Raw genomic sequence first — 12,600 nt, 5'->3', positions numbered from 1 at the left:
CTTTTGAAGCTCAATCCTTTTGTGCAGGCTGGTATTGGCCTGTCGTTTGCCCTGCTGTGGTCCTGCCCGACCCTGGCGGCACTGACCGATAGCAAGAATTTCGGCCTGGAAGTGAAGATTACCGGCCAGTCCGAAGACGACCGTGACCTCGGCACCCAGAGCGGTGGCGACGTCAACGGTGTCGGCCTGGACCTGCGTCCCTGGGTCTACGGTGAAAGCGAAAGCGGTGCCTGGAGCGCCTACGCCATGGCCCAGGCCGTGACGTCCTCCGACATCATCGAGACCGACACCCTGCAGCAGTCCGATGGCAGCACCCAGCAAACCGACAGCGGCGATCGCGAAGCCAAGAAAAGCTACCTGGCCATGCGCGAGTTCTGGATCGGCTACCGCGGCCTGACCCCCTACCCGGGCGAGCAGTTGAAGTTCGGCCGCCAACGCCTGCGCAATGACGACGGCCAATGGCGCGACACCAACATCGAAGCCCTGAACTGGACCTTCGACACCACCTTGCTGCGGGCCAACCTCGGCATTGCCGAGCGATTCAGCGAATACCGCACCGACCTCAAGGAATTGTCCCCCAAGGACAAGGATCGTATGCACGTCTATGGCGACGTGGGTTACCAGTGGATGCCAGGCCAGTGGGCCGGTATCCGGGCCCACCACTCCCATGACAACGGCAGCCTCGACTACCCGACCCCGGGCGAGCCCACCGACACCCTGGACAAGACCCAGAACGGCGACTTGACCTGGCTCGGCCTGGAAGCCAACAGCGACGCCTACAACTGGCGCAACACCAACACCGTCAACTACTGGGCCAGCATCACCGGCATGAGCGGCGAGCGCGACACTGTCAACCCGCTCAACGCCGACGGCACGCGCCCGACAGAAGCCAAGCACAGCGACGATGTGGACGGCTGGGCCACTGACCTGGGTATCCGCTTGCGTCTCGACCCGCAATGGCAAGTGGGTGCGGCCTATGCCCGCGCCAGCGATGAGTACCAACAGAACGGCCTGCAAAGCAACCGCTCGAACTTCACCGGCACCCGCTCGCGGGTCCACCGTTTCGGCGAAGCGTTCCGGGGCGAAATGGCCAACACCCAGAGTGCCAGCCTGTTCGGTTCCTGGCAGCTGCGTGACGAATACGACGCCAGCCTGGTGTACCACAAATTCTGGCGCGTGGACGGCAACAAGCCGGTGGGCAGCAACGGCATCAACGCCGTGGAAAACAACACCGATGACGTGACCGGCGCCATCCTGTCCACCTCGACCCTGCCGCTGCGTGACGGCGACAAGGACCTGGGCCAGGAAGTCGACCTGGTCGTCACCAAGTACTTCAAGCAAGGCCTGCTGCCGGCCGCGCTGAGTCAGTCCATTGATGAGCCGTCGGCGCTGGTGCGCTTTCGTGGCGGCGTGTTCAAGCCAGGCGACGCCTACGGCAAAGAGGTCGATTCGTACATGCATCGCGCCTTTGTCGACGTGATCTGGCGCTTCTGATGCGAATGGCCATGGGAGTGCCCGATATGAACCGCTACCTCAGGAACAGCCAGGCGATGAAAGGTTCGATCAGCCTGTTGGTCGCAGCGACGCTGCTGGCCGGCTCGCCGGCGTTCGCCAACGTTGAACCGGTGGTCAAGCCGGGCAACGTGGTCAAGGAACTGCAACAAGCCAAGACCTACACCGTCAGCAGCGCGCCGACCGCACCGCTGGAGCTGGCCAAGCCGACCTTGCCCGACCTCACAGGCTATACGGCCGAAGCGGTCGCGGCCAAGATCGTGCGCGGCAAGCCCGGCAAAGTCAGCGTGCGCCGGATGATGCAGGAAAACGCCTTGAAGGACTTCATCGGCGGCGACAACAAGATGGCCGAGTGGGTGGTGCGTCAGCGCGGCATCCCTCAGGCCGTCTTCCTTGACGACGGCTACATGAACCTCAAGGACCTGGCCAAGAAGGTTCCCAAGTACATCATCGAAACTTCGCCAGGTGTGTACCTGGCGAAGATTCCGATCGTGGTCGGCCAGAAAGGCATCCTGGAAATCGACAAACAGACGCAGGAACTGCGCCTGTCCCAGGAGGGTGGCTCGTTCCTGGTCAACGATGGCCGGATGTTCATCCGCGACACCAAGGTCACCGGCTGGCGCGAAAAGGACAACGGCCCCGCCACGTTCCGCTCGCCCAAGGAATTCCGTCCGTTCCTGCTGGCCTGGGGTGGTACCGAGACCTACATCGTCAACACCAAGATGGCGAGTTTCGGCTACGCGAACAGTAAGTCGTACGGGGTGAGTATTTCCCAGTACACGCCGAACATGGCCAAGGTTCTCAAGCGTCCGGAACCGACCGGCTGGATTATCGGTTCCGAGTTCTCGGACATGTGGTACGGCTTCTACTGCTACGAAACCAACGATTTCGTGGTCAAGGGCAATACCTACAAAGACAACATCGTCTATGGCATCGACCCCCATGACCGTTCCCATCGGCTGATCATTGCCGACAACACCGTCTACGGGACCAAGAAGAAACACGGGATCATCATTTCCCGTGAGGTCAACGACAGCTTCATTTTCAACAACCGCAGCTACGACAACAAACTCTCGGGCCTGGTGATCGACCGTAATAGCGTGAACAACCTGATCGCCTACAACGAGATCTACAAGAACCACACCGACGGCATCACGCTTTACGAGAGTGGTGACAACCTGCTGTGGGGCAACAAAGTGATCAGCAACCGCCGCCACGGCATCCGGATTCGTAACAGCGTGAACATCCGCCTTTACGAAAACGTGTCCATGGCCAACGGCCTGACCGGTCTCTACGGTCACATCAAGGACCTGTCCGACACCGACCGGGACATCAAGCTCGACCCGTTCGACGCCCAGGTCTCGCTGATCGTGGTCGGTGGCGAACTGGCCGCCAACGGCAGTGGCCCGCTGTCCATCGACTCGCCCTTGAGCGTTGAGCTGTACCGCGTGTCCATGCTTGCGCCGACCAAATCCAGCGGCATCAGCTTCACGGGGATCCTTGGCGAACGCCAGGATGAAATTCTCGACCTGCTGGTGCGCCAGCAGAAAGCCGTGCTGATCGACCCTGTCGAACGCCAGACCGAAATGCGGGACTGAGGATGACCTTTATGAACCCACAAATGATCAAACTCCTGGGCCTGTCCGCCCTGACTGCCGGCATTCTCGCCGCTGCAAGCGGCGCGCGCGCCGATGAAATCAAGGCACCGAGCTTCACCGCCGAACCGTGCTGCAACCTGTGCCCCGCGGCCCATGACGCGAAGAACTACACCACGCGCTACCAGCAGAACTTCACCACACTGGTGCAGGCCCAGGGCGACTGGCTGTTCCGGACCCAGGAAGACCTGCGCACCGAGTTCAACACCACCCCCGCCGGCTACAAGCGCATGCAGCAGTTGCACGATGCGTTCAAGGCAAAAGGCGTCGAGTTGGTGATCGTCTACCAGCCGACCCGGGGCCTGGTGAACCGCAACAAGCTCAATCCGCAGGAAAAGGCTAGCTTCGACTATGAGAAGGCCCTGACCAACTACAAGACCATGCTCGGCCGTTTCGCCCAGATGGGTTATGTGGTGCCGGACCTGTCGCCGCTGACCAACGAGAACCTGCCCGAGACCCTGCCGGCCCACGATTTCTACTTCCGTGGCGACCAGCACTGGACACCGTATGGCGCCCAGCGCACGGCCAAGATCGTCGCCGAGAAGGTCAAGCAGATCCCAGCCTTCGCCGACATCCCCAAGCGTGAGTTCGAGACCAAGAAGTCCGGCCGCATGGGCAAGACCGGTACCCTGCACAACATGGCCGGGCAGCTGTGCGGCACCAGCTATGCGATCCAGTACATGGACCAGTTCACCACCGAACCCAAGGGCGAGGCTGGTGACGGCGACCTGTTCAGCGATTCCGGCAACCCGCAGATCACCCTCGTGGGCACCAGTCACAGCGGCAAGAACTACAACTTTGCCGGTTTCCTGGAAGAAGCCATCGGCGCCGACATCCTCAACGTCGCCTTCCCTGGCGGCGGTCTGGAAGGCGCGATGATCCAGTACTTGGGCAGCGAAGAGTTCCAGAAGAGCCCGCCGAAAATCCTCATCTGGGAATTCTCACCGCTGTATCGCCTGGACCAGGAAACCATCTACCGCCAGATGATGGCGCTGCTGGACAACAACGGTTGCGAAGGCAAGCCGGCACTCATGAGCAGCAAGACCGCGCTCAAGCCAGGCAAGAACGAACTGATGGTCAATAGCAAGAACATGGATCTGCGTAACAGCAGCCACCAGGTCGACATCCGCTTCGCCGACACCTCGGTGAAAACCTTGCAAGCCACCCTCTGGTACATGAATGGGCGCCACGAGGATATCAAGATCGAAAAACCGGATACCTCCGACACCGACGGACGTTTCGCCTTCCAATTGCGCACCGACGAGGACTGGGCTTCGCAGAACCTGCTAGCCGTTGAAGTCCAGGGCCCTGAAGCCGGTAAAGAACCACTGCAAATCGAAGCGAAAATCTGCAAACGCAACGCATCTCCGCAAGCCGGGCAACAAACGGCTCAAATCGGACAATGAGGTCTCGTCTCATGACCAGTACCACGCGCACCCGAACGTTGAAAACGCTGCTGGCGCCCTCCCTGCTGACCCTGGCGCTGTTCGCCGGGGCCACGCAGGCCGCGGCCCCGCTGCGCCCGCCACAGGGTTACTTCGCACCGATCGAAAAGGTCAAGGCCGGCGACGCTGCCAAAGGTTGCGACGCCACGCCGACGCCCTACACCGGTTCCCTGCAATTTCGCAGCAAATACGAGGGCTCCGACAAGGCCCGCTCGACGTTGAACGTGCAATCGGAAAAAGCCTTCCGCGACAGCACCGCCGACATCACCAAGATCGAGCGTGGCGTCAGCAAGCAAGTCATGCAGTTCATGCGTGACGGCCGTCCCGAGCAGCTGGAATGCACGCTGAACTGGCTGACCGCCTGGGCCCAGGCCGATGCGCTGATGTCCAAGGACTTCAACCACACCGGCAAGTCCATGCGCAAATGGGCGCTGGGCAGCATGGCTTCGGCCTATGTGCGCCTGAAATTCTCCGAGTCGCGCCCACTGGCCAACCACCAGGAGCAGGCGCAACTGATCGAAGGCTGGTTCAGCCGGATGGCCGATCAGGTGGTCAGCGACTGGGACAACCTGCCGCTGGACAAGACCAACAACCATTCCTACTGGGCCGCCTGGTCGGTGATGGCCACCTCCGTGGCAACCAACCGCCGTGACCTGTTCGACTGGGCTGTCAAGGAATACAAGGTCGGCGTCAACCAGGTCGATGCCGACGGTTTCCTGCCCAACGAACTCAAGCGCAAGCAACGGGCCCTGTCCTACCACAACTATGCCCTGCCGCCGTTGGCGATGATCGCCAGCTTCGCCCAGGTCAACGGTGTGGACCTGCGTCAGGAAAACAACGGCGCCCTCAAGCGACTGGGTGACCGAGTGCTGGCCGGGGTGAAAGACCCGGACATCTTCGAAGAGAAGAACGGCGAAGAGCAGGACATGAAAGACCTGAAGGTCGATTCGAAATTCGCCTGGCTCGAACCGTTCTGCAGCCTCTACACCTGCACCGAGGATGTGCTGGAGCGCAAGCATGAAATGCAACCGTTCAAGACCTTCCGCCTCGGCGGGGACTTGACCAAGGTGTACGACCCTTCGCGGGATAAAGGTGAGAAAGGAAGCTGACACCCTACTCTCTGCCTGGCAGGGAAACCCTGTGGGAGCGAGCTTGCTCGCGATAGCGGTCTGACATTCGCCATGGATGTCGACTGAAACACCGTCATCGCGAGCAAGCTCGCTCCCACAGGGAATGTGGTCTGTTTCGAATGCAATAGCCTCCCGGTTTTCATGGGGGGGTTTGGGGGGGCTCTGGCCCTTGACTGTTGATTCAACATGGAGAGATCGGGATGGTATTTTCATCCAACGTGTTCCTGTTCCTGTTCCTGCCGATCTTTCTCGGCTTGTACTACTTGAGCGGGCAACGCTATCGCAACCTGCTGCTGCTGATCGCCAGCTACGTGTTCTATGCCTGGTGGCGGGTGGACTTCCTCGCGCTGTTCGCCGGCGTGACCCTGTGGAACTACTGGATCGGCCTGAAAGTCGGTGCCGCCGGTGTGCGCACCAAACCGGCCCAGCGCTGGCTGTTGCTCGGCGTGGGCGTGGACTTGGCCATCCTGGGCTATTTCAAGTACGCCAACTTCGGCGTGGACAGCCTCAACGCCATCATCACCGGCTTCGGTCTCAACCCGTTCATCCTGACCCACGTGCTGTTGCCGATCGGGATCTCGTTCTACATCTTCGAGTCCATCAGCTACATCATCGACGTCTATCGCGGTGACACGCCGGCGACCCGCAACCTGATCGACTTCGCAGCGTTCGTGGCGATTTTCCCGCACCTGATCGCCGGCCCCGTGTTGCGTTTCCGCGACCTGGCCGACCAGTTCAACAACCGCACCCACACGCTGGACAAGTTCTCCGAAGGCTGCACCCGCTTCATGCAGGGCTTCATCAAGAAAGTGTTCATCGCCGACACCCTGGCGGTGGTGGCCGACCATTGCTTCGCCTTGCAGAACCCGACCACGGGCGATGCCTGGCTCGGCGCACTGGCCTACACCGCGCAGCTGTACTTCGACTTCTCCGGCTACAGCGACATGGCCATCGGCCTGGGCCTGATGATGGGTTTCCGTTTCATGGAAAACTTCAAGCAGCCCTACATCAGCCAGTCGATCACCGAGTTCTGGCGCCGCTGGCACATCAGCCTGTCGACCTGGCTGCGTGACTACCTCTACATCACCCTGGGCGGTAATCGCAAAGGCACGCTGATGACCTATCGCAACCTGTTCCTGACCATGCTGCTCGGTGGTCTGTGGCACGGTGCGAACATCACCTACGTGATCTGGGGTGCCTGGCACGGCATGTGGCTGGCCATCGAGAAAGCGGTGGGCATCAACACCACGCCACGCAGCATCAACCCGATCCGCTGGGCGCTGACCTTCCTGCTGGTGGTAATGGGCTGGGTGATCTTCCGGGCCGAGAACCTGCACGTGGCCGGTCGCATGTACGGCGCCATGTTCAGCTTCGGCGACTGGTCGCTGTCGGAACTGACCCGCGCCAACCTCACCGGCCTGCAGATCGCCACACTGGTGGTGGCCTACGTCACCCTCGCCTTCTTCGGCCTGCGGGACTTCTACACCAACCGTCCGCCGGTCAAGGCCAAGCCTGAGGTCACCACCGAGGCCGACGGCCCGGCCACTGCGCAACCGGGGATGATCAAGGCGGTACCGGGCGACAACCCGGCGTCGATCCACGAACCCGGCTACACCGTGGGTGTCGAAGCCCAGGTGCAACCGGCCTATTGGACCGTGGACTGGTCACGCTACGTGATGCGCACCCTGGTGTTGCTGCTGTTCATCGCTTCGATTCTCAAACTTTCGGCGCAAAGCTTCTCGCCGTTCCTTTACTTCCAGTTCTGAGGGATCTGAACATGACCCGCTCATTACGCATCTTTTACATCGCACTGTTCATGTCGATCCTGACAGCGCTGGGCCTGTGGTCGATGCGCAGCTTCTTCGGCTTCAGCACCAACCCCGACGCGACCGTGCTCAACGGGCGCTGGGCCAAGGCCGTGGAAACGCACTACGACGACGAGTTCCCGATCAAGCGCCTGGGCACCAACATCTGGGCCGCGCTGGACTACAAGCTGTTCAACGAAGGCCGCAAAGGCGTGGTCCTGGGCCGCGACCAGTGGCTGTACAGCGACGAAGAGTTCAACCCGATCGTCAACGAAGAGCTGAACCTGCAAGGCAACTACGCGCTGGTCGAAGGCGTGCGCCAGAAGCTCAAGGAACAAGGCATCACCCTGGTCATGGCGATCGTGCCGGCCAAGGCGCGGCTGTATCCGGAGCACCTGGGTGAAGTGAAGCCGTCCAGCATTCACACCAACCTCTACCAGGACTTCCACGCTCGCGTCGCGGCCGACAAGATCCTCGCCCCTGACCTGCTTGGCCCGCTGCAACAGGCCAAGCAGAACGGCCAGCAAGTGTTCCTGCGCACCGACACCCACTGGACCCCGGAAGGCGCCCAGGTCGCTGCCGAGAACCTGGCCAAGGCCATTGCCGAACGCGCGCCGCTCAACGGCGAGCCGCAGCGCTTCGTCACCGAGCCTGCAGAAAAAATCACCCACAAGGGCGACCTGCGCCAGTTCCTGCCGTTGGACCCGCTGTTCGAAAACCTGATGCCAGCCCAGGAGCCGCTGGTCAAGCGCAACACCCGCGAAGCCGACGACCAGCCGGCCGGCGACGACGCGCTGTTCGCCGATGCCCAGGTGCCCGTGGCCCTGATCGGCACCAGCTACAGCGCCAACCCTAACTGGAACTTCGTCGGTGCACTCAAGCAAGCCCTGCACAGCGACGTCGTGAACTACGCCGAAGACGGCCACGGCCCGATTCTGCCAATGCTCAGCTACCTCAAGAGCGATGCCTTCAAGAACAGCCCGCCACAGGTGCTGATCTGGGAGTTCCCTGAACGTTATCTGCCTGTAAACAACGAAATCGGCGACGCCGACCCACAGTGGGTCGCAGAGCTCAAGCAAGCCGGCGCTCGCCAACAGAACGTAGCCGCCAACACCCCATCCGAGACGCCCGAACGGGCGCAAAACTGAAAGAGAGGTCCACCATGACTTTCAACACTACTCCTCGCCGTCTCGCAGCTCGCTCCTTCAAGGCTGTTGCCCTCGTCGCCAGCATGAGCGCCCTCTCACTGTCCGCCTTTGCCGGTGACTCGGCCCTGTACGGCCCGGTCGCGCCAAAAGGCTCGAGCTTCGTGCGGGTCTATAACGCCGCCAACGCCGAAGTCAGCGCCACCGTCGGCAGCACCAACATCAGCGACGTAGCCCCCCTCGCCAGCAGCGACTTCAGCTTCATGCCCGGTGGCGACTACAGCGCCAAGGTTGGCAGCCAGACCGTGCCGGTGAAACTGGCCTCCGATCACTATTACACCCTGGTCAACAACGCCACTGGCCAGCCGCAACTGATCGAAGAACCGCCATTCAAGAACAAGCAGAAGTCCCTGGTCCGCGTACAGAACCTCAGCGACAAGGCACTGACCCTCAAGACCGCCGACGGCAAGACCGAAGTGGTGCCGAACGTGGCCGCCAAGGGCCGTGGCGAACGTGAGATCAACCCGGTGAAAGTGTCCCTGGCCCTGTTCGAAGGCGACAAGAAAGTCGGCGACCTCAAGCCCGTGGCCCTGGAGCGCGGCGAAGCGGCCGTGCTGTACGTCACTGGTTCGGGCAGCAGCCTGTCGCCAGTGTGGGTGAAACGCCCTGTGTCGACCCGCTGATGAATTCACCTGATTGACGTTGTACCCCTGTGGGAGCGGGCTTGCTCGCGAATACGGTCTCACATTCAACATTGATGTTGGCTGAACCACCACTTTCGCGAGCAAGCCCGCTCCCACCCTGAATCGGGGTGTCATTCGGGTACGGAACAACAACAAGAGAGTGAAACGACAGAACGCAGTAGCTCTAACAACCATTTCGCTTCAAGGAGTAACAAACATGATTCCGGTGATCTTGTCAGGTGGTAGTGGCTCACGTCTTTGGCCGCTTTCGCGCAAGCAATTCCCTAAACAGTTCCTGGCCCTGACCGGCGAACACACCCTGTTCCAGCAGACCCTCGAGCGCCTGGTGTTCGAAGGCATGGACACGCCGATCGTGGTCTGCAACAAAGACCACCGTTTCATCGTCAACGAACAGTTGGCCAACCGCAAACTCGAAGCCCAGCGCATCCTGATGGAACCGTTCGGGCGCAACACCGCACCGGCCGTGGCGCTGACGGCAATGATGCTGGTCAACGAAGGCCGCGACGAGTTGATGCTGGTGCTGCCGGCCGACCACGTGCTGGAAGACCAGAAAGCCCTGCAACGCGCCCTGGCCCTGGCCACCGTGGCCGCCGAACGTGGCGAGATGGTGCTGTTCGGCGTACCGGCCACCAAACCGGAAACCGGCTATGGCTACATCAAGTCGACCAACGATGCGCTGCTGCCCGAAGGCGTGAGCCGCGTCTCGCACTTCGTCGAAAAACCCGACGTCAAGCGTGCCACCGAGTTCGTCGAGGCCGGCGGTTACTTCTGGAACAGCGGCATGTTCCTGTTCCGCGCCAGCCGCTTCCTCGAAGAGCTGAAAAAGCACGATCCGGACATCTACGACACCTGCCTGCTGACCCTGGAGCGCAGTGAGCAGACGGCCGACACCATTACCCTCGACGAAGCCACCTTCGCCTGCTGCCCGGACAACTCCATCGACTACGCGGTGATGGAAAAGACCCAGCGCGCCTGTGTGGTCCCACTGTCGGCCGGTTGGAGCGATGTCGGCTGCTGGTCGTCGCTGTGGGAAGTCAATGCCAAGGACGCCAACGGCAACGTCACCAAGGGCGACGTGGTCGTCCAGGACAGCCGCAACTGCATGATCCACGGCAACGGCAAGCTGGTGTCGGTGATCGGCCTGGACAACATCGTGGTGGTCGAAACCAAGGACGCCATGATGATCGCCCACAAGGACAAGGTCCAAGGCGTCAAGCAGATGGTCAACACCCTCAACGCACAGGGCCGCACCGAAACCCAAAACCACTGCGAGGTCTATCGTCCGTGGGGTTCCTATGACTCGGTGGACATGGGCGGTCGTTTCCAGGTCAAGCACATCTCGGTCAAGCCGGGCGCGTGCCTGTCGCTGCAGATGCACCACCATCGCGCTGAACACTGGATCGTGGTCAGCGGCACCGCCGAAGTGACCTGCGACGAGAACGTGTTCCTGCTCTGCGAAAACCAGTCGACCTACATCCCGATCGCGTCGGTCCACCGTCTGCGCAACCCGGGCAAGATCCCGCTGGAAATCATCGAAGTGCAGTCCGGCAGCTACCTGGGCGAAGATGACATCGAGCGTTTCGAAGACATCTACGGTCGCTCCACCCCGATCGAACGCGGCGTCTCGGTGAAAACCATCGCCCAGTAATGATCGGCAACGTTCAGTAAAGATCAGCGGTACAAGAAGCCCCCGTCCAGCCCACTGCGCCCCCTATCCGCAGTGGGTTGGGTGGGGGCTTTTTTTTGGCCAGTGATGGCCTGGCATCATTGCTTCAACATTGCCCGCGCCCTTCGGTAGGATGTGCCTACGGTAACGGAGGCTTCCACCATGCTTATCGGCGTTTTGCTGGTCATCACCTGGCTCATCCTGCTCTTGCGCTACCCGGCCAAGGCCTTGCCGGTCTCCCTGGCAGCCTTCATCGGGCTGGGACTGGTCGCCGCGTGGGTGCTCTGGCAGGAAAGCCGCGAAACCCGACAACTGGAGCGCTTGGAACTGCGCCTGCGCTATGCCCCCGAACAATGCCCCGCCGACCGGCCGCTGTCGCTGATCCTGAAAAACAACAACGACGTGCCGCTGATCGAGCTGCGCTGGCGGGTCGCGGCCTATGCGCCCGGGGACACCATCAACCTGGCCGATAGCCCCTACAATGCACCGCGCTACCGTGGTCCAGGCGAATTGCAAGCCGGCGCCGATTGGCAAGACTGCCTGCCGCTGCCGCCCCTGCGCCCGGGTTATCGCCCGCAGACCCTGGAGTTTCGCGCCGAGCGATTGCACGGTAGCTTTTCCAACTGATTGCCCCCCAACTTTTTGCACAAGGAACGCGCCATGCCTGTTGCGTTGATTACCGGATGTTCCAGCGGCATTGGCCGCGCCCTCGCCGATGCCTTCAAGGCCGCGGGTTATCAGGTCTGGGCCACGGCGCGCAAGGCTGAAGACGTGGCGACACTCGCCACGGCCGGGTTCACCGCCGTGCCACTGGACGTCAACGATGGCCAGGCCCTGGAACAACTGGGTGAGCGGATCAACCAGCAATGTGGCGGCCTGGATGTGCTGGTCAACAATGCCGGCTACGGCGCCATGGGCCCGCTGCTGGACGGCGGCGTGCCGGCCATGCAGCGTCAGTTCGAAACCAACGTGTTCGCCATCGTCGGGGTCACCCGGGCGCTGTTCCCGGTGTTACGTCGGGCCAGGGGGCTGGTGGTAAACATCGGCAGCGTTTCCGGGGTGCTGGTCACGCCGTTCGCTGGCGCCTATTGCGCTTCGAAGGCGGCGGTGCATGCCTTGAGCGATGCCTTGCGCATGGAACTGGCACCGTTTGGTATCCGTGTGATGGAAGTCCAGCCTGGCGCCATTGCTTCGAGTTTCGCCAAGAATGCCGGCCATGAAGCCGAACAGTTGATCAGCGAACGATCGCCCTGGTGGCCCCTGCGCGATGGCATCCGCGCCCGGGCCAAGGCTTCCCAGGACAACCCGACCCCCGCCCACGAATTCGCCGCGGCGCTGCTCAAGGCGGTTCAACAACCCAAGCCACCCCGCTTGCTGCGTCTGGGCAACGGCAGCCGGGCGCTGCCGTTGATGGCGGGTGTGTTGCCCAAAGGGTTGCTGGAGAAGGGGTTGATGAAACGGTTCGGGTTGGGAAAATCGCTGTAAGTACCGGAGAAGTAACAGGCATTACTTCTGTGGCGAGGGAGTCGGAAGCGAAT

Annotated in this window: 10 protein-coding genes; all 10 read left to right on the top strand. The window is 61.5% G+C overall.

Annotated features, from left to right (window positions below; genetic code table 11):
* Positions 1 to 3 precede the first annotated feature (3 nt).
* The 10 genes from BT125_RS17980 (at position 4) to BT125_RS17935 (ending at position 12,547) form a co-directional block, all read left to right on the top strand.
* Complete coding sequence (locus BT125_RS17980; protein ID WP_072409070.1) at positions 4 to 1,494, top strand: alginate export family protein; 1,491 nt, start codon at positions 4 to 6, stop codon at positions 1,492 to 1,494.
* A gap of 26 nt (positions 1,495 to 1,520) precedes the next feature.
* The gene (gene algG / locus BT125_RS17975; protein WP_072408917.1) at positions 1,521 to 3,110 is read left to right on the top strand and encodes a mannuronan 5-epimerase AlgG; all 1,590 of its coding nucleotides are present in this window, start codon (positions 1,521 to 1,523) and stop codon (positions 3,108 to 3,110) included.
* A gap of 11 nt (positions 3,111 to 3,121) precedes the next feature.
* Positions 3,122 to 4,573: an alginate O-acetyltransferase gene (locus tag BT125_RS17970; RefSeq protein ID WP_072408915.1), complete on the top strand. Its 1,452-nt coding sequence runs from the start codon at positions 3,122 to 3,124 to the stop codon at positions 4,571 to 4,573.
* A gap of 11 nt (positions 4,574 to 4,584) precedes the next feature.
* A complete protein-coding gene (locus tag BT125_RS17965) occupies positions 4,585 to 5,721 on the top strand; it encodes a mannuronate-specific alginate lyase (protein ID WP_072408913.1) in 1,137 nt (378 codons plus the stop codon).
* Positions 5,722 to 5,942: 221 nt separating this feature from the next.
* On the top strand, positions 5,943 to 7,508 hold the full coding sequence (locus BT125_RS17960; RefSeq protein WP_072408911.1) for an MBOAT family O-acyltransferase: 1,566 nt from the start codon (positions 5,943 to 5,945) through the stop codon (positions 7,506 to 7,508).
* Positions 7,509 to 7,519: 11 nt separating this feature from the next.
* Complete coding sequence (locus BT125_RS17955) at positions 7,520 to 8,695, top strand: alginate O-acetyltransferase (protein ID WP_072408909.1); 1,176 nt, start codon at positions 7,520 to 7,522, stop codon at positions 8,693 to 8,695.
* Between the two features lie 14 nt (positions 8,696 to 8,709).
* On the top strand, positions 8,710 to 9,375 hold the full coding sequence (locus BT125_RS17950; protein ID WP_060740772.1) for an alginate O-acetyltransferase AlgF: 666 nt from the start codon (positions 8,710 to 8,712) through the stop codon (positions 9,373 to 9,375).
* 217 nt (positions 9,376 to 9,592) lie between these two features.
* Positions 9,593 to 11,044: a mannose-1-phosphate guanylyltransferase/mannose-6-phosphate isomerase gene (locus BT125_RS17945; RefSeq protein ID WP_060740771.1), complete on the top strand. Its 1,452-nt coding sequence runs from the start codon at positions 9,593 to 9,595 to the stop codon at positions 11,042 to 11,044.
* A 180-nt stretch (positions 11,045 to 11,224) separates the two neighbouring features.
* Complete coding sequence (locus BT125_RS17940) at positions 11,225 to 11,689, top strand: multidrug transporter (protein ID WP_072408907.1); 465 nt, start codon at positions 11,225 to 11,227, stop codon at positions 11,687 to 11,689.
* 33 nt (positions 11,690 to 11,722) lie between these two features.
* Positions 11,723 to 12,547, top strand: coding sequence for an SDR family oxidoreductase (locus BT125_RS17935; RefSeq protein ID WP_072408905.1), 825 nt, complete (start codon positions 11,723 to 11,725; stop codon positions 12,545 to 12,547).
* The last annotated feature ends 53 nt before the right edge of the window (positions 12,548 to 12,600 follow it).

The sequence above is a fragment of the Pseudomonas sp. NFACC04-2 genome (genome assembly GCF_900119265.1).
GTDB classification, from domain to species: Bacteria; Pseudomonadota; Gammaproteobacteria; order Pseudomonadales; family Pseudomonadaceae; genus Aquipseudomonas; species Aquipseudomonas fluorescens_AA.
This window is presented reverse-complemented; position numbering and strand designations above follow the sequence as displayed.

Bases quoted from the DNA above. Each gene is read 5' to 3' on its own strand.
- algG (WP_072408917.1), top strand. From the start codon at position 1,521: ATGAACCGCTACCTCAGGAACAGCCAGGCGATGAAAGGTTCGATCAGC.
- BT125_RS17970 (WP_072408915.1), top strand. From the start codon at position 3,122: ATGAACCCACAAATGATCAAACTCCTGGGCCTGTCCGCCCTGACTGCC.
- BT125_RS17965 (WP_072408913.1), top strand. From the start codon at position 4,585: ATGACCAGTACCACGCGCACCCGAACGTTGAAAACGCTGCTGGCGCCC.
- BT125_RS17960 (WP_072408911.1), top strand. From the start codon at position 5,943: ATGGTATTTTCATCCAACGTGTTCCTGTTCCTGTTCCTGCCGATCTTT.
- BT125_RS17955 (WP_072408909.1), top strand. From the start codon at position 7,520: ATGACCCGCTCATTACGCATCTTTTACATCGCACTGTTCATGTCGATC.
- BT125_RS17950 (WP_060740772.1), top strand. From the start codon at position 8,710: ATGACTTTCAACACTACTCCTCGCCGTCTCGCAGCTCGCTCCTTCAAG.
- BT125_RS17945 (WP_060740771.1), top strand. From the start codon at position 9,593: ATGATTCCGGTGATCTTGTCAGGTGGTAGTGGCTCACGTCTTTGGCCG.
- BT125_RS17940 (WP_072408907.1), top strand. From the start codon at position 11,225: ATGCTTATCGGCGTTTTGCTGGTCATCACCTGGCTCATCCTGCTCTTG.
- BT125_RS17935 (WP_072408905.1), top strand. From the start codon at position 11,723: ATGCCTGTTGCGTTGATTACCGGATGTTCCAGCGGCATTGGCCGCGCC.